A 16,788-nucleotide genomic window follows, 5' to 3' on the forward strand; every position below is an offset into this window, starting at 1 on the left:
TCCATCGCGGCGGTCACGAGGGCCTCGGCCCGAGGTCGGACCGTTGTGCCATGGTCATCTCCGGCCCAAATTCGGACATCCCGACCGTCACCGTGCCGCACGACCAGAGCAAGAACTAGCCGGAGACATCGAGGAGGGCCGTCCCGGGTTGCCGGGGCGGCCCTTCGTCGTACGCCCAACCGCCGCAGCGCCGCGATCAACGCGGGGCGTAGCGTCCCGGGCATGGACTACACCCATCTCGGCCGCACCGGTCTGTCGGTCTCGCGCCTGTGCCTCGGCACCATGAACTTCGGGCCCGAGACCTCGGAAGAGGACTCCCACGCGATCATGGATCGCGCCCACGAGCACGGCATCAACTTCTTCGACACCGCCAACGTCTACGGCTGGCAGAAGGGCGAGGGTGTCACCGAGCAGATCGTCGGCCGCTGGTTCGCGCAGGGTGGCAATCGCCGCGAGCACACGGTCATCGCGACCAAGCTCTACGGCTCGATGGGCGACTGGCCCAACGAGACGTTTCTGTCCGCCTTGAACATCCGCCGCGCCTGCGAGGGATCGCTGCGCCGGTTGCAGACCGACTACATCGACATCTACCAGATGCACCACGTCGACCGCCGTACGCCGTGGGAGGAGATCTGGGAGGCGATGGAAGTCCTTCGCCAGCAAGGAAAGATCTTGTACGTCGGCAGCAGCAACTTCGCCGGCTGGCACATCGCCAAGGCGCAGGAGACGGCGCGTCGGCGCAACTTCTACGGGCTGGTCTCCGAGCAGTCGATCTACAACCTGCTCAAGCGCGAGGTCGAGCTCGAGGTGCTGCCCGCCTGCCAGGACTACGGGCTCGGCGTGATCCCGTGGAGCCCGCTGCACGGCGGGTTGCTGGGCGGCGTGCTCAAGAAGGAGCGCGAGGGCGGGCGACGTTCCAAGGGTCGCGCGGTCGAGGGGCTCGAGCAGCACCGCGAGCAGGTTCAGGCCTACGAGGACTTCTGCGAGTCGCTCGGCGAGGAGCCCGCCGACGTCGCCCTCGCGTGGCTGATGCACCAGCCCGCGGTCACCGCGCCGATCGTCGGGCCGCGCACGATGGAGCAGCTCGACGGCGCGTTGCGAGCCCTCGAGATCTCACTGTCCGACAAGGAGCTCGGCCGGCTGGACGAGATCTGGCCGGGACACAAGACGGCGCCGGAGGACTACGCCTGGTAGCCGATCACGTCCCGGTCCCGGCACCGGCGTCCGGAGGTCCCGTCAGGGGCAGAGTCGCGAGCGCCTCGTGCACCAGCGGGGGGCCGGGGTGGCTGCGCACCAACCGGACGTCGGCCGCGACCCACCACGGACCGGCGTAGGCCGACAGGGCACGGGCGGCGCCGCGCAGGTCGGCGCCACGTCCACGCGCGCGGGCCACGGTGAGGTGCGGCCGGAACCTGCGCTCCTCCATCGGGATCCCGCTTCGGCGGGCGGCAGCAGCGCACCGGTCGGCGAGCCGGGCCAGCGCGGCGATGTGGCCGTCGACGCCGACCCAGAGCACCTGCCGGCCGAAGTGGCCGGCACCGGCGAGGCGCAGCCGCACGGGCGCGCTGCGGCCCGCGGCCCGTGCCAGCCGCTCGCTCAGCTCCGGCAGCGCCGGCGCAGCGACCTCGCCGAGGAAGGCGAGGGTCAGGTGCCACTGCGCCGGCGCGCTCCAGCGCAACCGGTCGTCGGCGGGCAGCGCCGCGCGCAGCGAGTCGGCCGCCTCGTCCGGCGGGTCGACCGCGACGAAGAGCCTCACGTCGTCGTGCGGACCTCGTCGTAGACCGGCTGCACCGACCGGGTCGGTTGCTGCGCCATGCGCAGCCGCAGCAGCATGGCCGCGATCGCGCCGGCGACGGCGGTGCAGACGGCGCCGCCGATGATGAGCCCGTAGCGCGGGCCGAGCACCCCGGCGAGCCACCCGATCAGCGGCGCACCGATCGGCGTGCCCCCCAGGAAGACCATGACGTAGAGCGCCATGACCCGCCCGCGCATCTGCGGCGAGGAGCCGAGCTGCACGGTCGAGTTGGCAGCGGTCGTGAACGTCAGCGCCGCCACGCCCGTCGGGATGAGCAGGATGATGAGTGCGGCGTAGGAGGGCATGAAGCCGTCGGCGATCTCCAGCGCGCCGAAGACCAGAGCCGACCCGACGAGCAGCGACTGCCGCGGTCGTTCGCGCCGCGCGGCGAGCAGCGCGCCGCCGAGGGAGCCCACGGCGATGGCGGTCGACAGCAGGCCGTAGGACGCGGCGTCCTTGTGGAAGGTGCCCTTCGCGATGAGCGCCATCGTCAGCTGGAAGTTGAAGCCGAAGGTGCCCACCACCCCGACGAGCACGATCGGCAGCAGCAGGTCGGGTCTGCGCCGCACATAGGCCAGCCCCTCGCGCAGCTGACCGGCCCGACGGGCGAGCCGCTTGCCCAGCATCAGGTCGGCCTCGCGGATCAGCAGCAGGCTGCTGATGACCGCGAGGAAGGTGCCGGCGTTGATGAGGAACACCGCACCCGTGCCGACGAACTTGATGAGGAAGCCGCCGGCGGCAGTGCCGAGAATCCGCGCGATGTTGAACGTCGCGGAGTTCAGGCTCACCGCGTTGGCGACCAGGTCCGGGCCGACCAGCTCGCTGACGAAGGCCTGCCGCGTCGGGCTGTCGATCGAGGTGGCGAGGCCGAGGGCGAAGGCCAGGGCGTAGACGTGCCACAGCTGCACCGCACCGGTCACCACCAGGACACCCAGCACGAGTGCGGCCAGCATCGACGCGGCCTGCGTGAGCACCAACAGGCGCCGCTTGCGGTGCCGGTCGGCGAGCACTCCCCCGTAGAGGCTGAGCAGCAGCGTCGGCGCGAACTGCAGCCCGGTCGTGACACCGACCGCGATGCCTCGGTGCCCCGGCCCGGCCAGCTCGACGACCAGCCAGTCCTGCGCCACCCGCTGCATCCACGTGCCGGTCAGGGAGACGACCTGCCCCGAGGCGAACAACCGGTAGTTGCGGACCCGGAGTGACTCCCACATCGTCACGAGCTGGCCAGCCGGTCCAGCAGCGGCGCGAGCTCGCGCAGCAGGGCGAGCTCGTCGTCGGACAGGTCGTGCATCTGCTGGGACAGCCAGGCGTCCCGCCGCCGCCGGTCGGCGGCGACCAGCCGGCGACCCTCGGCGCTGATCTCGACCAGCGCCTGCCGGCCGTCGGTCGGGTGCGGGGCGCGGTCGATCAGCCCCCGCTCCCCGAGCACGCCGAGCACCCGCGTCATCGACGGCGGCTGCACCTTCTCGTGCGCCGCCAGCTCGCCCGGGGTCATCGGCCCGTGGCGGTCGAGAGATGCCAGCGCCGCCAGCTGCGTCAGGGTGAGCGAGGTCTCCGCGCGTTCCGTCCGCAGCCGGCGCGCCAGCCGCATGACCGCGATCCGCAACGCACTGGCGATGGCCAGATCGGAAGCGTTGGCGGACACATCGTTAGCCTAACTCAGTAGCCTTGCTAACGACTAGTGAGTTTTCACTTCACCCCGAGTGCCTGCTCGATCGGGCCGATGGCGAAGTACGCCGCGAAGAACAGCGACACGATCCAGAGCAGGATCCCCGGCTCGCGCCACTGGCCGCGGGCCGTCTTGATCAGCACGTAGGTGATGAAGCCCGCGCCGATGCCGTTGGTGATCGAGTAGGTGAACGGCATCAGCACGATCGTGAAGAACGCCGGGAAAGCGAGCTCCCACCGCGTCCAGTCGATGTGCCGCACCTGGGTCATCATCATGAACCCGACGGCCACCAGCGCGGGGGTCGCCGCCTGCTGCGGCACGATCGTCGCCAGCGGCGTCAGGAACAGCACGCCCGCGAACAGCGCCGCGGTGACCAGGTTCGCGAAGCCGGTGCGCGCGCCCTCGCCGACGCCCGCCGACGACTCGATGAACGCGGTGTTGGACGATGCCGAGAACGACCCGCCCGCGACCGCCGCGAGGCCGTCGATGAACAGCACCCGGCCGATGCGCGGCGGGCGGCCGCGCTCGTCGAGGAGACCGGCCTGGGCCGAGATGCCGACGATCGTGCCCATCGCGTCGAAGAAGTCCGACAGGATCAGCGTGAACATGAAGACCAGCGCGGTCACGGCACCGGCCTGCGACCATGCCCCGGCGACGTCGAAGTGGCCGATCAGGCCGAAGTCGGGTGAGGAGACCGGGTCCTTCGGCAGCGCTGGGACGATGAGGCCCCACGACTTCGACGGGATGTCGGCCACCGCGTTGATCACGATCGCCAGCGCCGTCGAGACGATGATGCTGATCAGGATGGCGCCCGGCACCCGGCGGACAAGCAGGACGAACGTCAGCAGCATGCCGATCACGAAGACGAGGACCGGCCAGCCGCTGAGGTGGCCGCCCTGGCCCATCTGCACCGGGGTCCCCTGCGCCGGCGTGACGAAGCCCGCGTCGACCAGGCCGATGAACGCGATGAACAGGCCGATGCCCACGCTGATCGCGTGCTTGAGGTCCATCGGGATGGCGTCCATGATCGCCTGCCGGAGGCCGGTGACGACCAGCACGACGATGCCGAGGCCTTCGAGGACGACGAGGCCCATGGCGCTCGACCACGACATCGTCGGGGCCAGCTGGAAGGCCACCACCCCGTTGAGCCCGAGGCCCGCGGCGATGGCGAGCGGCAGATTGCCGCCGACGCCCATGATCAGCGTCATGATGGCGGCGGCCAGGGCGGTGACGGTGACGAGCTGGGGCACCGACAGGTGGTGGCCGAACTTGTCGGTCGCGCCGGCCAGGATGATCGGGTTGAGGACGACGATGTAGGCCATCGTCCAGAAGGTCGCGAGGCCACCACGCATCTCGCGCTGCACGGTGGACCCGCGCTCACTGATCTGGAAGAACCGGTCGACCGGGTTCGTCGGTCGGCGCGACAGCGGCGTCGGGTCGATCGGTGCTTCCGTGGACGTGGACATGACGGAGTGACACTCCAGGCGGGCGGGGGGAAGAGCGGAAACGGGCGCAGCAAGAGTGCCAGATGCGTCCCGCCGTACGCTGGCGGTATGACGCAACCGACCGAGACCGCGCAGCGACCGGAGGCGTCGCGGCCCGGCGTGCAGCCGTTGCAGACCAACGACCTCGCCACGATCGCGGTCGGGATGGCGCTGTGGCTGGTCGCGATCGGCGTGCTCTACGGGCTGCGGGTGTCGGGCGCGGCCCACATCGCGATGTGGTGGATCTGGACCTGCGTCGCCGGGTTCGTCCTCGGCTTCTACGGGCTGTATTTCCTCTGGCGCAGATCTCAGCGCGCGAGGCGCTGACCCTCGCCTTCGCCGGCGGTCACGAGTGGCCCAGAGGTTCGCTGCTGTCGGCGTCGCTGACCGAGCCGTGCGAGTGCTCGGGCACGACGACCGGCACGACGTCGTAGGCGAAGTCGTCGACGAGCGGCTGGTCGCGGTCGTGCGTGGCCGGCATGCTGACAGCCTCGGAGTGTGCCCCGCAGCCGTGGTCGACCGAGACGACGCGCCCGTCGTCGGCCGCGAACGCGTTGGCACACACCCCGAATGCCTGCCGTAGCGCCCCGCTCAACGGCACGAAGAACCCACAGGTCGCGCAGTCCGAAGGTGCGGCCCGGGCGATCGGCGCCTCGGGACCGTGGTCCCCGGCGTACCACCGCTCGACCGCCTCGGTGCGGCCCTCGAAGGACAGCACCCGCACGCGGCCCAGGCCGACCTCGAACGCGACCTCCTGCTCGGCCCGGTCCTCGGAGGAGAACAGCATCGGCGTGAGCCGCTCGTCGTCGGCCGGCGTCGGCAGGAGATCGCCGACACCCAGGTCGCCGGGGCGCAGCCGGTCGCTCCACGGCACCCACGCGGGCGCGAGCAGCGCGTCGTCGCCGGGGAGGAGCACCACCTCGGCGACCGTGACCGTGCGGCCCCGCGCGGCGCGCATGACGCTGACGGCCCAGCGCCAGCCGCGGTAGGCACCGTTGCGGTTCGCGAAGTAGTGCGTCACCACGCGCTCGCCGTCGACGCTGCTGCCGAGGTAGTCACCGACCTCGTCGCAGCCGGCGTCCGCCTCGGCGGCCGCGCGCGCGAGGTCGACCGCGTCGCGGCACGCCGCGTCGGCTGCGGCCGATCTGGTGCGCGTCGGTGTGGTCACGAGAGAGAGTGTCTCTTACCGCACCAGCAGAGAGGGACGGATCCCCGCCATGGAGTCGCCCGGCGCCCAGACCGAGTCGCCGCACCGGCACGCGGCCCGGTCGGCGGCCCGGGGCGCCTCGCGCGGGGCGGCTCGGGTGCGGGCCGCGATCCGCTCCGGCGGGGCGGCGGAGAGCGGCCTCGACAAGCTGATCGAGCTGCACGCGGTCCACTCGGCCGGCGACGCACTCATCGCCGTCGGCCTGGCCGGCACGCTGTTCTTCAGCGTGCCCACCGGTGAGGCGCGGGGACGGGTCGCGCTCTACCTGCTGATCACGATGGCGCCGTTCGCGCTGGTGGCGCCCGTGGTCGGGCCGGTGCTCGACCGGTTCCGGCACGGCCGTCGCTACGCCATGGCGGCCACGATGTTCGGCCGCGCGGTGCTCGCCTACTTCATCGCCCGGGCGCTCGCCACCTCCACGCCGCTGGCGCTCTATCCGGCAGCGTTCGGGATCCTCGTGCTCTCCCGCGCCTACGGCATCAGTCGCAGCGCGGCCGTGCCTCGCGTGCTTCCCGCCGGCGCGACGCTCGTGCAGGCCAACGCCAAGCTGTCGCTGGCCGGCTCGATCGCCGCGGCCGTCGCCGCTCCGCTCGGCGCGGGCGTCGTCTGGGCGCTCAGCGGGGCATGGGGCCTGCGACTGGCGATGCTGGTCTTCCTCTTCGCCGGCTTCGTCGCGCTGCGGGTGCCCTCGAAGGTCAACTCCCGCGTCGGCGAGGCCCAGCTGGCCCGCAGACCGCTGTGGCCGGGCTTCGGGCGGCTGCTGCCCAGCCCCCGCACCGTCGGGCCGGCAGTTTCCGGCGTCCTGCGCTCCGCTGCCGCGCTGCGGGCACTCAACGGTTTCGTGATCCTCTTCGTGGCGTTCCTCGCCCGCGACGGCGGCCTGTCGGGCATCGGCGACAAGCTCACCCTCGGCCTGTTCGCGATCGCTCTCACGGGCGGCGGGCTTGCCGGCACCGCGCTGGGCGCGCGCATGCAGCTCGGCGCCCCGTTGCTGGTCTCGACCATCGTCGTCGCGACGTCGACGGCCGCCTGCCTGATCGCGGCGCTGTCGACCGGACTGGTCACCGTGCTCGTGCTGTCGGTGGTGAACGGCGCCGGCCAGTCACTGTCGAAGCTCTCCCTCGACGCGACGATCCAGGAACGCGTCGAGGAGGATGTCCGGACCTCGACGTTCGCCCGCTCCGACACCGTGTTGCAGCTGGCCTGGGTGCTCGGCGGCGGCATCGCGATCGCCCTGCCGTCACAGGGCACCGCGGGCTTCGCGCTGGCGAGCGTCGGGATGGTGCTCGCGCTGGTCGGCGCGTTGCGGCACTTCCGGCGACGGCCTGCACGCAGGGCGCTGACGAGCCGGCCGTCAGGCCTCTAGCTCCCGCGCGACGGCGTGGACGACCTCGGCGACCTTGCGGGCGGCCTGCCGGTCCGGGTAGCGGCCCTTGCGCAGCGCCGGCTGCACGCGGGCCTCGAGTACCTTGATCATGTCCTCGATCATGCCGTGCAACTCGTCGGCCGGACGGCGCGTCGCAGCGGCGAGCGAGGGCAACGGGTCGAGCACCCGCACCGACAGCGCCTGCTCGCCGCGGCGGCCCTCGGCGACGCCGAACTCCACGCGCTGACCACCGCGCAACGACTCCACGCCGGTCGGCAACGCGGACGAGTGCACGTAGACGTCACCGCCGTCGTCGCGGGTGAGGAAGCCGAAGCCCTTCTCCGCGTCGTACCACTTGACCTTGCCGCTGGGCACGCCTGACCTCGGTGACTCGTCGGACCGGAGAGCAAACGCCCAGCGTAGCCGCCGACAGGCGCCGCACCCAATCCGGTTATGGCGCCGTGGAGCGCGGGCAGGTGAGCGCTAGGAGCCCGATCGTCGAGGAAAGGGGCGTCCGGTGAACGACCAGCCGAAGGACCGTCGGAGTGTCGACGAGGCAGTGGGCGCCGATCACGAAGCCGTATCGGGCACGGTGCCCGGCCGTGACGGCGGGCCCCAGGACGAGCAGGACATGGCCGCGGCCGACGGGCTGACCGCGTCGAAGGAGACCGGCGAGGCCTACGACGAGATGCTCGAGCGCGGCGCCCGGCAGAAGGGCGAGGGCCGCACCCCCTGACCCCGGCGCTTAGCCTGACCCGGTGACCGACGAGGCCGCCGTGGCGCGTGACGACGACGCCGCGCTCGCGGCGGGCAAGCCTCCTGGCGCACCGCCGGCCGGCGCAGACCTCCGGTCCGTGCTCGGCGTGGTTTTCGCGGCAGTCGGGCTCGGCGCGCTGATCTGCGCGTTCGGCCCGTTCTTCTACCCGCTGGGCGGCGAACCGCTGTGGTTGGCCTCGACGGCGTTCCTGCTGCCCATCGGCGCCGCCCTGCTGATGTGGCCGGCTATGCGTGACGCTGCGCGGCCGCGGCTTCGAGGCCGAGACGGCGCACCGACTCCTCCCGCATCTTGAACTTCTGGATCTTGCCGGTCACCGTCATCGGGAACTCGTCGACGAACAGGACGTAGCGCGGCACCTTGTAGTGCGCGAGCCGCCCGCGGCAGTGCTCCCGCACCTCCTCGTCGGTGACCGACTGGCCCTCCTTCAGCGTCACCCAGGCGCACAGCTCCTCGCCGTAACGCTCGTCCGGGACGCCGATCACCTGTACGTCGGCGATCGCCGGGTGGGTGTAGAGGAACTCCTCGATCTCGCGCGGGTAGACGTTCTCGCCGCCCCGGATGACCATGTCCTTGATGCGCCCCACGATGTTGACGTAGCCCTCCGCGTCGATCGTCGCCAGATCGCCGGTGTGCATCCAGCGCCCGGCGTCGATCGCCTCGCCGGTGCGCTCCGGGTCGTCCCAGTAGCCGAGCATCACCGAGTAACCGCGGGTGCACAGCTCCCCCGGCTCGCCGATCGGCGTCGGCCGCCCGCTGTCCGGGTCGACGATCTTCACCTCGACGTGGGGGTGCACCCGCCCGACGGTCGACACCCGCCGCTCGAGGTCGTCGTCGGCGCGCGTCTGCGTCGACACCGGCGAGGTCTCGGTCATGCCGTAGGCGATCGTGACCTCCGCCATGTGCATGTCGGAGACGGCGCGCTTCATGACCTCGACCGGGCACGGGGAGCCGGCCATGATGCCGGTGCGCAGCGACGTGAGGTCGTAGGAGCCGAAGTCCGGCAGCGCCAGCTCGGCGATGAACATCGTCGGTACGCCGTACAGCGACGTGCAGCGCTCCTCCTGCACCGCGGCCAGCGTTGCGACCGGCTCGAACGCCGGCGCCGGCACCACCATGCACGCGCCGTGGGTGGTGGCCGCGAGGTTGCCCAGCACCATGCCGAAGCAGTGGTAGAAGGGCACCGGGATGCAGATCCGGTCGGCCTCGCTGTAGCCGCACATCTCACCGGTGAAGAAGCCGTTGTTGAGGATGTTGTGGTGCGACAGCGTCGCGCCCTTCGGGTAGCCGGTGGTGCCCGACGTGTACTGGATGTTGATCGGGTCGTCGAAGGCCAGCGTCGCCATCCGCTGCCTCACCGCGCCGGCCGGGACCGCCTGCCCGGCCGTCAGCAGCGCGTCCCACGACCCGGTGCCGAGGAACACCGTCTGCTCGAGCGCCGGCGCGTCCGCCCGCACCGACTCGATCATCGCGACGTAGTCGCTGGTCTTGAACTCCGTGGCGCTGACCAGCAACCGGATCCCCGACTGCCTCAGCGCATAGGCCAGCTCGTGCGTGCGGTAGGCCGGGTTGATGTTGACCAGGATCGCGCCGATCTTCGCCGTGGCGTACTGCACCAGGACCCACTCCGCGCAGTTCGGCGCCCAGATGCCGACCCGGTCCCCCTTCTCGATGCCGGCGGCGAGCAGCCCGCGGGCGACGTCGTCGACGCGCTCGTCGAGCTCGCGATACGTCCACCGCACGTCCTGGTGGCGTACGACGAGGGCGTCGCGGTCGCCGGACCGCTCGACGATGCGCGCGAGGTTGTCGCCGATCGTCTCGCCGAGCAGCGGGGTCGTGGACGTGCCGGATGCGTAGGACAGAGGGGCCATGGCTGCATCGTGGCGCGGGCGCACGCTGGGCGCCAGCCGCCGGCCGCCGTAGCCTGTACAGGTGGCCGAGCCCACCCTGATCTTCGACGGCGACTGCGGCTTCTGCACGACCTCGGCCCGCGCCGCCGCCCGGCTGCCCACCCGGGCCCGCATCGCGGCCTACCAGGATCTCGACCTCGCGCGGTTCTCGCTGTCGGCGGAGGAGTGTTCGGCCGCGGTGCAGTACGTCGACGCCTCCGGCGCCGTCTACGCGGGTCACCACGCGGTGGCCGCGTTGCTGCACGACTGCGGCGGACCGTGGCGGTTGCTGGCCTGGCCGCTGCGACGCCAGGTGCTCGACCCGCTGTGGAACGCCGTCTACCGATGGGTGGCCGACCACCGCAGCTCGCTGCCCGGGGGCACTCCCGCGTGCGCCGTACCGCGACGCGACGACGCCGCCTGAGGCCCGACCGGCACGCCTGCTCATGACGAGGGGCGGCCCCGCCGCAGCGGGACCGCCCCTGTCGTGAAGGAGGACTGTCAGAAGTCCATGTCGCCCATGCCACCGCCGGCGCCGGGCATGGCCGGTGCGGCCTTCTCCGGCTTGTCGGCGATGACCGCCTCGGTGGTGAGGAACAGCGCCGCGATCGACGCGGCATTCTGCAGCGCCGAGCGGGTGACCTTGGCCGGGTCGATGATCCCGGTCTTGATCATGTCGACGTACTCACCGGTCGCGGCGTTGAGGCCGTTGCCGACCTCCAGGCCGCGCACCCGCTCGACCACGACGCCGCCCTCGAGACCGGCGTTGACCGCGATCTGCTTGAGCGGCGCCTCCAGCGCGAGCTGGACGATCTTGGCGCCGGTCAGCTCGTCGCCCTCGAGGTCGAGCTTCTCGAACGCGGTGTTGCTGGCGTGCAGCAGAGCCACGCCGCCACCGGCGACGATGCCCTCCTCGACCGCAGCCTTCGCGTTGGAGACGGCGTCCTCGATGCGGTGCTTCTTCTCCTTGAGCTCCACCTCGGTGGCCGCGCCGACCTTGATGACCGCGACGCCGCCGGCCAACTTGGCCAGCCGCTCCTGCAGCTTCTCGCGGTCGTAGTCGGAGTCGCTCTTCTCGATCTCGGCCTTGATCTGGTTGACCCGGCCGGCGATCTGCTCCGGGTCACCGGCGCCCTCGACCATCGTCGTCTCGTCCTTGGTGACGACGATCTTGCGAGCCCGGCCGAGCAGGTCGAGGGTGGCGTTCTCGAGCTTGAGGCCGACCTCCTCGCTGATGACCTGGCCGCCGGTCAGGATCGCCATGTCCTGCAGCATCGCCTTGCGGCGGTCGCCGAAGCCGGGAGCCTTGACGGCGACCGACTTGAACGTGCCGCGGATCTTGTTGACGACCAGCGTCGCGAGGGCCTCGCCCTCGACGTCCTCGGCGATGATGACGAGCGGCTTGCCGCCCTGCATGACCTTCTCGAGCACGGGCAGCAGGTCCTTGACCGCGCTGACCTTGCCGTTGATGAGCAGCACGTAGGGGTCGTCGAGGACGGCCTCCATGCGCTCGGCGTCGGTCACGAAGTAGGGCGAGATGTAGCCCTTGTCGAAGCGCATGCCCTCGACGAGCTCGAGCTCGAGACCGAAGGTGTTGCTCTCCTCGACGGTGATGACGCCTTCCTTGCCGACCTTGTCCATCGCCTCGGCGATCATCTCGCCGATGGCGGGGTCGCCGGCCGAGATCGAGGCCGTGGAGGCGATCTGCTCCTTGGTCTCGACGTCCTTGGCCTGCTTGGACAGGTCCTCGCTGACGCGCTCGACCGCGGCCTCGATGCCGCGCTTCAGCGACATCGGGTTGGCGCCGGCGGCGACGTTGCGCAGGCCCTCGCGGACCAGTGCCTGGGCGAGGATGGTCGCGGTGGTGGTGCCGTCACCGGCGACGTCGTTGGTCTTCTTGGCAACTTCCTTGACGAGCTCGGCCCCGATCTTTTCCCAGGGGTCCTCGAGCTCGATCTCCTTGGCGATGCTCACGCCGTCATTGGTGATGGTGGGTGCGCCCCACTTCTTGTCCAGGACGACGTTGCGGCCCTTGGGGCCCAGCGTCACCTTGACGGCGTCGGCCAGCGTGTTCATGCCACGCTCGAGGCCGCGCCGGGCCTCCTCGTTGAAGGAGATGATCTTCGCCATGCGAACTTCCTCCCGCTGTCCGGATGCAGTGACCGGAGAACGGCGCCCGCGACGGCAGGCCGCTGGGCCGGATCGTCAGGTGGACGCCCCGCCCGAGAGGCCTCACCGGCCCCGGTCTGTCACTCTTGGCTTGCGAGTGCTAATCCATGTTTAGCACTCACCCGCCGAGAGTGCAAGGCGGGGCGGAGGGCCGCCGGGGGTAGCCGAAAGCCTGGCCTCAGCTCCCGCTGACGCGCCCCCCGAGGCCGACCCGCGGCACCCGTTCGTCCGATCGAGTGGCGTCGAGGAACACCTGCGTGATGCGCGGCCAGCGCTCGTTGATCTCGTGGTCGATGCAGGTGCTGATCTCCTCGACCCGGTCGGAGTCGAGGCCCTGGTCGAGGTCGATCCGCGCGGCCAGCAGCACCTGGTCAGCACCCATCCGCATCGTCAGTAGGTCGACGACCTCGTCGACACCGTCGTACCGGGTGAGGAACTCCTCCAGCTCGTCGCGCAGTTCGGGCTCCACGGCCTCGCCGATCAGCATGTCCTTGACGTCGTGGCCGAGCAGGTATGCCGTCACCACGAGCAGCAGCGCGATCAGGGCCGCCGCGACGCCTTCCCACCAGCCCTGGCCGGTCGCCTGGTGCAACGCGATGCCACCGAAGGCGAAGAGGATGCCGACCAGCGCGGCGGTGTCCTCGCTGGCGACCGTCTTCACACTGGGATCACTGGACTTGCGCACGTGCTCCAGCGGCGTACGGCCGGCTTTTCGTGCCTCGGCGCGGACCTGGCGTACGGCGCGCGCCCACGAGGTCCCCTCCGCGGCGCCGGCGATCGCGAGCGCGACGTAGGCGATGAGGAAGTAGTGGCCGCCCACGGTCTCGTGACCCGTGAATGCCTGGTAGGCCTCGATCGTCGAGAACCCGGCGCCGGCGACGAAGATGCCGACCGCCGCGAGCAGCGACCAGAAGAAGCGTTCCTTGCCGTAGCCGAACGGGTGGCGGGCGTCGGCCGGCCGGCTGCTCTTCTTCAACGAGGTCAGCAGAAAGCCTTCGTTGAGGGTGTCGGCGACCGAGTGGACGCCCTCGGCGAACAGCGCCGACGAACCGGTCAGCAGGGCGGCCACGAACTTGACCGCGGCGATCAGCGCGTTGGCGCCGAGCGCGATCAGCACCGTGCGGGTGCTCTGGCTGGCGGTCTTCTCCGGGGGCACGGTCCGGTCCTTCCGCAGGGTCCGCACGGCTCCTACCCGACGGGGCGTCGCCGGCAACCCGGTACGATCCCCGGTCGTGCCAGGGCAGCCCGGGCCGCGGTCCTCGACGCAGGCACCGATCGTGGTCGCGTCCAACCGAGGCCCGCTGTCGTTCGTCACGGGCGAGGACGGCCGCACCACCTTGCGGCACGCCGCCGGTGGCCTGGTCTCCGGACTCAGCGGCGCGGTCGAGGGCGATGCACTGCTGTGGGTCTGCGCGGCGCTCGGCAGCGCCGACCGGCACGCGGCCCGGCAGGCGCCCGGCGGCCGGCTCGACCTGGCCGGTCACGAGACCGGCGGCACCGGCGTACGCATGCTCGACATCGACGAGACGACATTCCACCGCGCCTACAACGCAGTCGCCAACTCCACGCTCTGGTTCGTCAACCACCTGCTGTTCGACCCGGCGCTGTCGCCGTCGTTCGACGCGCGGTTCACGCGGGAGTGGCAGAGCTACGTCGACTACAACGCGGCGTTCGCCGACGCGCTCGCGCAGGACGCCGCCCCGGGCGGCAAGGTGCTCGTGCAGGACTACCACCTGACGCTGGTGCCGGCGATGCTGCGCGAGCGCCGCCCGGACGTCCGCATCGCGCACTTCATGCACACGCCGTGGGCGGATCCCGGCTACTTCTCCCTGCTGCCCGACCGGGTCGCCGCCGAGGTGCTGCAAGGGATCCTCGGCGGTACGTCGGCAGGCTTCCTGTCCCCGCGGTGGGCCGCCGCGTTCGTCGCCTGCTGCGAGGCGGTGCTCGGCGCGCGCGTCGACCGGGCGGCCGGCACGGTGACGCACGACGGGCGTACGACGGCGGTGCGCGTGCACCCGCTCGGGATCGACGCGGCCGGGCTGCGGGCGCGGGCGGCGCAGCCCGACGTCGAGGATCGCTGCCACACGCTGGCCGAGCAGGTCGGCGACCGGCGGCTCCTGCTGCGCATCGACCGGACGGAGTTGTCGAAGAACATCGTGCGCGGACTCGAGGCCTACCGCGAGCTGCTGCGCACCGAGCCGTCGTGGTGCGGGCGCGTGGTGCACGCCGTCTTCGCCTACCCGTCCCGGCACGACCTGCCGGTCTACCGGGAGTACACCGCGCGGGTCCTGCGGGTCGCGCAGGAGATCGAGGACGAGTTCGGCACGCCCTCGTGGGCGCCGGTGCTGCTCGAGGTCAACGACGACTTCGCCCGGTCGCTCGCGGCATACCGCAACGCCGACGCCCTGGTGGTCAACCCGATCCGCGACGGCATGAACCTCGTGGCCAAGGAGGGACCGGTCCTCTCCGACCGCGGCATGGCGCTGGTGCTCTCGCGGGAGGCCGGCGCGGCCGACGTGCTCGGCGAGGATGCGCTCGTCGTCAACCCCTACGACGTGTCGGCCACCGCCGCCGCGATGCACGAGGCGCTCTCGATGCCCGAGGACGAGCGGGCGCGGCGGTGCGACCGGCTCGCCGCCGCGGCCTGCGCGACGCCGCCGCGGCAGTGGATCGCCGACCAGCTCGCCGGACTCGACGCCTGAGCCTCAGTCGCCGATGGCGGCGGCCAGCGCGAGTAGGAACTGCACGACGGCGGCAGGGCCGTCGAGCACCAGGTCGGCCCGCTCGCGCAGCGCCTCGACCTCCTCGGAGGAGCTGCACACGGTCACCCCGGGGACGCCGTCACGGCGCAGCGCCTCGATCGCGTCGTAGGCCGGCAGGTCTCCAAGGTCGTCGCCGACGAAGACCACCGCGGCGGCCGCCCGCTCCTCGACGAGCGCGCGCAGCGCCCCGCCCTTGTCGATCCCCGGTGGGCGCAGCTCGAGCACGAAACGCCCGGGGACCAGCTCGAGGCCGCAGTCGGTGGCGAGCCGGGCGAGCGGCTGCCGCAGCCGCGCCAACGCTCCGGCCGGGTCGAGGGCCTGCCTGGTGTGTACGACGAGCGAGTGGTGCTTGTCCTCGACCGTGACGCCCGCCGGTGCGGCGACGAGGAGGTCGGGCAGCCGGTCTCGGGCGACCTGCACGCCGGGCGCCGGCGGCGGCCCGGTCAGCGCACCGTCGGCCCAGCGCTGCAGCCCGTAGTGGCCCAGCACGACGAGCCGCGCCACGTCGCGCAGCCCGCCGAGCTCGACGACGACCTCGGCGGGTCGGCCGGTGACGACGGCGACGGTGCCGACCCGGTGCGCGAGCACCCGCAGCGCGTCGATCGCGCCGTCGGCGGGGCGAGCGTCCTCGGGGCGGGGGACGATCGGCGCGAGGGTCCCGTCGAAGTCGACCGCGACGACCCCACGGGCGGGCTCGGCGAGCAGCGCCGTGAGGCCGGAGCGACCGGCGGGCGTGGCGGGCTCGGGGAGCATCACCCGGGCGACGCTACCCGGCTGCCGGGCAGCGCTATCGCGGGAACTCGCGGGTGACCACGACCGTGAGGCCGGCCCCGGGCAGGCCGGCGAACCGGGGCAGTACGCGGGCGATCGCGGGGAACTGCGCGGCCAGCGCTCGGGCGACCGGCTCCTGGCCCGGGTCGTAGTAGACGGTGGTCTCGGGGATGCGGCCGGTGAAGTTGCCGACCGTCGCGACGGTCCAGCCACCGGCCCGGAACCGCGCTGCCGCGTCGGCCGCGAGCCCGGACTCGGTCGAGTTGTTGAGAACGGTCAGCGGCGCGCGCAGCGGCCCCGCGGATGCCGGAGCAGGCGTCGTCGCAGTGGGAGAAACCGCGGCGGTCGGGGCGGCGCTCGGCGTGCGGACGGAGGGCCGCGAGGTCGGCGCGGCCGACGGCGACGGGCTGTCGACACCCTCGGCCAGCGAGGTCGAGGGCGGCTGCACCGCGGGACCGCTGCCGCCGAGGTCGGGCTTGCCGTTGAGCAGGACGAGCACGCCGATGAAGGCGCCGACCGCGACGAGTGCGGTCACCGGTCCGATCGCCGACCGGAGCAACGCGCGCAGCGTCCAGCGCGCGCGGTGCGACCCGCTCACGGGCAGGGGGTCAGGCCTCGAGGCCCAGCCGCCGCGCCGAGCGGGCGCGCTGGCGCGCGGCGCGCAACCGGCGCAGCCGCTTGACGAGCATCGGGTCGAACTCCAGCGCCGCCGGCCGGTCGATCAACGCGTTGAGCACCTGGTAGTAGCGGGTGGCCGACATGTCGAAAAGGTCGCGGACGGCCTGCTCCTTGGCTCCGGCGTACTTCCACCACTGCCGCTCGAACGCGAGGATCTCCTGGTCGCGCTCCGACAGCCGCCCGCCGGTAGGGGTGTCCGCAGCCTCGGCGACGTCCATGAGCC

The 16,788-nt window shown here is 71.9% G+C and carries 19 protein-coding genes; 7 read left to right on the forward strand and 12 right to left on the reverse strand.

Annotated elements, in window-relative coordinates:
* Positions 1–222: 222 nt before the first annotated feature.
* Positions 223–1,194 (forward strand): aldo/keto reductase, encoded by a 972-nt coding sequence (locus VFJ21_02325; GenBank protein HET7405958.1) that lies wholly within the window; start codon positions 223–225, stop codon positions 1,192–1,194.
* 4 nt (positions 1,195–1,198) lie between these two features.
* On the opposite strand, the gene thpR is transcribed toward VFJ21_02325, so the two are convergent.
* From thpR to VFJ21_02345, 4 genes are all read right to left on the reverse strand, one after another.
* Positions 1,199–1,756 carry an RNA 2',3'-cyclic phosphodiesterase gene (thpR, locus tag VFJ21_02330; GenBank protein ID HET7405959.1) on the reverse strand — a complete coding sequence of 186 codons (558 nt, stop codon included), beginning with the start codon at positions 1,754–1,756 and terminating at the stop codon, positions 1,199–1,201.
* The gene (locus tag VFJ21_02335; protein ID HET7405960.1) at positions 1,753–3,006 is read right to left on the reverse strand and encodes an MFS transporter; all 1,254 of its coding nucleotides are present in this window, start codon (positions 3,004–3,006) and stop codon (positions 1,753–1,755) included. Before VFJ21_02335 ends, thpR begins: the two co-directional genes overlap by 4 nt.
* A gap of 2 nt (positions 3,007–3,008) precedes the next feature.
* A complete protein-coding gene (locus tag VFJ21_02340) occupies positions 3,009–3,386 on the reverse strand; it encodes a MarR family transcriptional regulator (protein ID HET7405961.1) in 378 nt (125 codons plus the stop codon).
* A 98-nt stretch (positions 3,387–3,484) separates the two neighbouring features.
* Positions 3,485–4,930 carry an NCS2 family permease gene (locus VFJ21_02345; GenBank protein ID HET7405962.1) on the reverse strand — a complete coding sequence of 482 codons (1,446 nt, stop codon included), beginning with the start codon at positions 4,928–4,930 and terminating at the stop codon, positions 3,485–3,487.
* A gap of 87 nt (positions 4,931–5,017) precedes the next feature.
* Here VFJ21_02345 and VFJ21_02350 point away from each other — a divergent pair, with 87 nt between their 5' ends.
* The gene (locus tag VFJ21_02350) at positions 5,018–5,275 is read left to right on the forward strand and encodes a DUF2530 domain-containing protein (GenBank protein HET7405963.1); all 258 of its coding nucleotides are present in this window, start codon (positions 5,018–5,020) and stop codon (positions 5,273–5,275) included.
* Between the two features lie 19 nt (positions 5,276–5,294).
* Here VFJ21_02350 and VFJ21_02355 read toward each other — a convergent pair whose 3' ends face one another.
* Positions 5,295–6,116 (reverse strand): DUF3027 domain-containing protein, encoded by an 822-nt coding sequence (locus tag VFJ21_02355; protein ID HET7405964.1) that lies wholly within the window; start codon positions 6,114–6,116, stop codon positions 5,295–5,297.
* Between the two features lie 49 nt (positions 6,117–6,165).
* Here VFJ21_02355 and VFJ21_02360 point away from each other — a divergent pair, with 49 nt between their 5' ends.
* Positions 6,166–7,521: an MFS transporter gene (locus VFJ21_02360; GenBank protein HET7405965.1), complete on the forward strand. Its 1,356-nt coding sequence runs from the start codon at positions 6,166–6,168 to the stop codon at positions 7,519–7,521.
* On the opposite strand, the gene VFJ21_02365 is transcribed toward VFJ21_02360, so the two are convergent.
* A complete protein-coding gene (locus VFJ21_02365) occupies positions 7,510–7,896 on the reverse strand; it encodes a cold shock domain-containing protein (protein HET7405966.1) in 387 nt (128 codons plus the stop codon). The two genes, VFJ21_02360 and VFJ21_02365, sit on opposite strands and share 12 nt — an antisense overlap.
* Before the next feature lie 142 nt (positions 7,897–8,038).
* On the opposite strand from VFJ21_02365, the gene VFJ21_02370 reads away from it, so the two are divergent.
* Complete coding sequence (locus VFJ21_02370) at positions 8,039–8,257, forward strand: hypothetical protein (protein ID HET7405967.1); 219 nt, start codon at positions 8,039–8,041, stop codon at positions 8,255–8,257.
* Between the two features lie 22 nt (positions 8,258–8,279).
* A complete protein-coding gene (locus VFJ21_02375) occupies positions 8,280–8,591 on the forward strand; it encodes a hypothetical protein (GenBank protein HET7405968.1) in 312 nt (103 codons plus the stop codon).
* Here the strand turns inward: VFJ21_02375 and VFJ21_02380 are convergent.
* Positions 8,524–10,167, reverse strand: coding sequence for an AMP-binding protein (locus tag VFJ21_02380; GenBank protein HET7405969.1), 1,644 nt, complete (start codon positions 10,165–10,167; stop codon positions 8,524–8,526). The genes VFJ21_02375 and VFJ21_02380 overlap by 68 nt on opposite strands.
* Before the next feature lie 61 nt (positions 10,168–10,228).
* On the opposite strand from VFJ21_02380, the gene VFJ21_02385 reads away from it, so the two are divergent.
* Positions 10,229–10,609: a DUF393 domain-containing protein gene (locus VFJ21_02385; GenBank protein ID HET7405970.1), complete on the forward strand. Its 381-nt coding sequence runs from the start codon at positions 10,229–10,231 to the stop codon at positions 10,607–10,609.
* Positions 10,610–10,686: 77 nt separating this feature from the next.
* On the opposite strand, the gene groL is transcribed toward VFJ21_02385, so the two are convergent.
* Positions 10,687–12,315, reverse strand: coding sequence for a chaperonin GroEL (gene groL, locus VFJ21_02390; GenBank protein ID HET7405971.1), 1,629 nt, complete (start codon positions 12,313–12,315; stop codon positions 10,687–10,689).
* A 217-nt stretch (positions 12,316–12,532) separates the two neighbouring features.
* Positions 12,533–13,510 carry a cation diffusion facilitator family transporter gene (locus VFJ21_02395; GenBank protein ID HET7405972.1) on the reverse strand — a complete coding sequence of 326 codons (978 nt, stop codon included), beginning with the start codon at positions 13,508–13,510 and terminating at the stop codon, positions 12,533–12,535.
* 76 nt (positions 13,511–13,586) lie between these two features.
* On the opposite strand from VFJ21_02395, the gene VFJ21_02400 reads away from it, so the two are divergent.
* Positions 13,587–15,056, forward strand: coding sequence for a trehalose-6-phosphate synthase (locus VFJ21_02400; protein ID HET7405973.1), 1,470 nt, complete (start codon positions 13,587–13,589; stop codon positions 15,054–15,056).
* Between the two features lie 3 nt (positions 15,057–15,059).
* Here the strand turns inward: VFJ21_02400 and otsB are convergent, their stop codons facing one another.
* The 3 genes from otsB to VFJ21_02415 are packed head-to-tail and all read right to left on the reverse strand — an operon-like array spanning position 15,060 to position 16,783.
* On the reverse strand, positions 15,060–15,869 hold the full coding sequence (gene otsB, locus VFJ21_02405; protein ID HET7405974.1) for a trehalose-phosphatase: 810 nt from the start codon (positions 15,867–15,869) through the stop codon (positions 15,060–15,062).
* A gap of 34 nt (positions 15,870–15,903) precedes the next feature.
* A complete protein-coding gene (locus VFJ21_02410; GenBank protein ID HET7405975.1) occupies positions 15,904–16,485 on the reverse strand; it encodes a LytR C-terminal domain-containing protein in 582 nt (193 codons plus the stop codon).
* Between the two features lie 10 nt (positions 16,486–16,495).
* On the reverse strand, positions 16,496–16,783 hold the full coding sequence (locus VFJ21_02415; GenBank protein ID HET7405976.1) for a DUF3263 domain-containing protein: 288 nt from the start codon (positions 16,781–16,783) through the stop codon (positions 16,496–16,498).
* Positions 16,784–16,788 lie beyond the last annotated feature (5 nt).

The sequence above is a fragment of the Mycobacteriales bacterium genome (assembly GCA_035690485.1).
Taxonomy (GTDB): Bacteria; Actinomycetota; Actinomycetes; order JAFAQI01; family DASSKL01; genus DASSKL01.

Bases quoted from the DNA above. Each gene is read 5' to 3' on its own strand.
- VFJ21_02325 (HET7405958.1), top strand. From the start codon at position 223: ATGGACTACACCCATCTCGGCCGCACCGGTCTGTCGGTCTCGCGCCTG.
- VFJ21_02335 (HET7405960.1), bottom strand. From the start codon at position 3,006: ATGTGGGAGTCACTCCGGGTCCGCAACTACCGGTTGTTCGCCTCGGGG.
- VFJ21_02340 (HET7405961.1), bottom strand. From the start codon at position 3,386: ATGCGGCTGGCGCGCCGGCTGCGGACGGAACGCGCGGAGACCTCGCTC.
- VFJ21_02345 (HET7405962.1), bottom strand. From the start codon at position 4,930: ATGTCCACGTCCACGGAAGCACCGATCGACCCGACGCCGCTGTCGCGC.
- VFJ21_02350 (HET7405963.1), top strand. From the start codon at position 5,018: ATGACGCAACCGACCGAGACCGCGCAGCGACCGGAGGCGTCGCGGCCC.
- VFJ21_02360 (HET7405965.1), top strand. From the start codon at position 6,166: ATGGAGTCGCCCGGCGCCCAGACCGAGTCGCCGCACCGGCACGCGGCC.
- VFJ21_02380 (HET7405969.1), bottom strand. From the start codon at position 10,167: ATGGCCCCTCTGTCCTACGCATCCGGCACGTCCACGACCCCGCTGCTC.
- groL (HET7405971.1), bottom strand. From the start codon at position 12,315: ATGGCGAAGATCATCTCCTTCAACGAGGAGGCCCGGCGCGGCCTCGAG.
- otsB (HET7405974.1), bottom strand. From the start codon at position 15,869: ATGCTCCCCGAGCCCGCCACGCCCGCCGGTCGCTCCGGCCTCACGGCG.
- VFJ21_02415 (HET7405976.1), bottom strand. From the start codon at position 16,783: ATGGACGTCGCCGAGGCTGCGGACACCCCTACCGGCGGGCGGCTGTCG.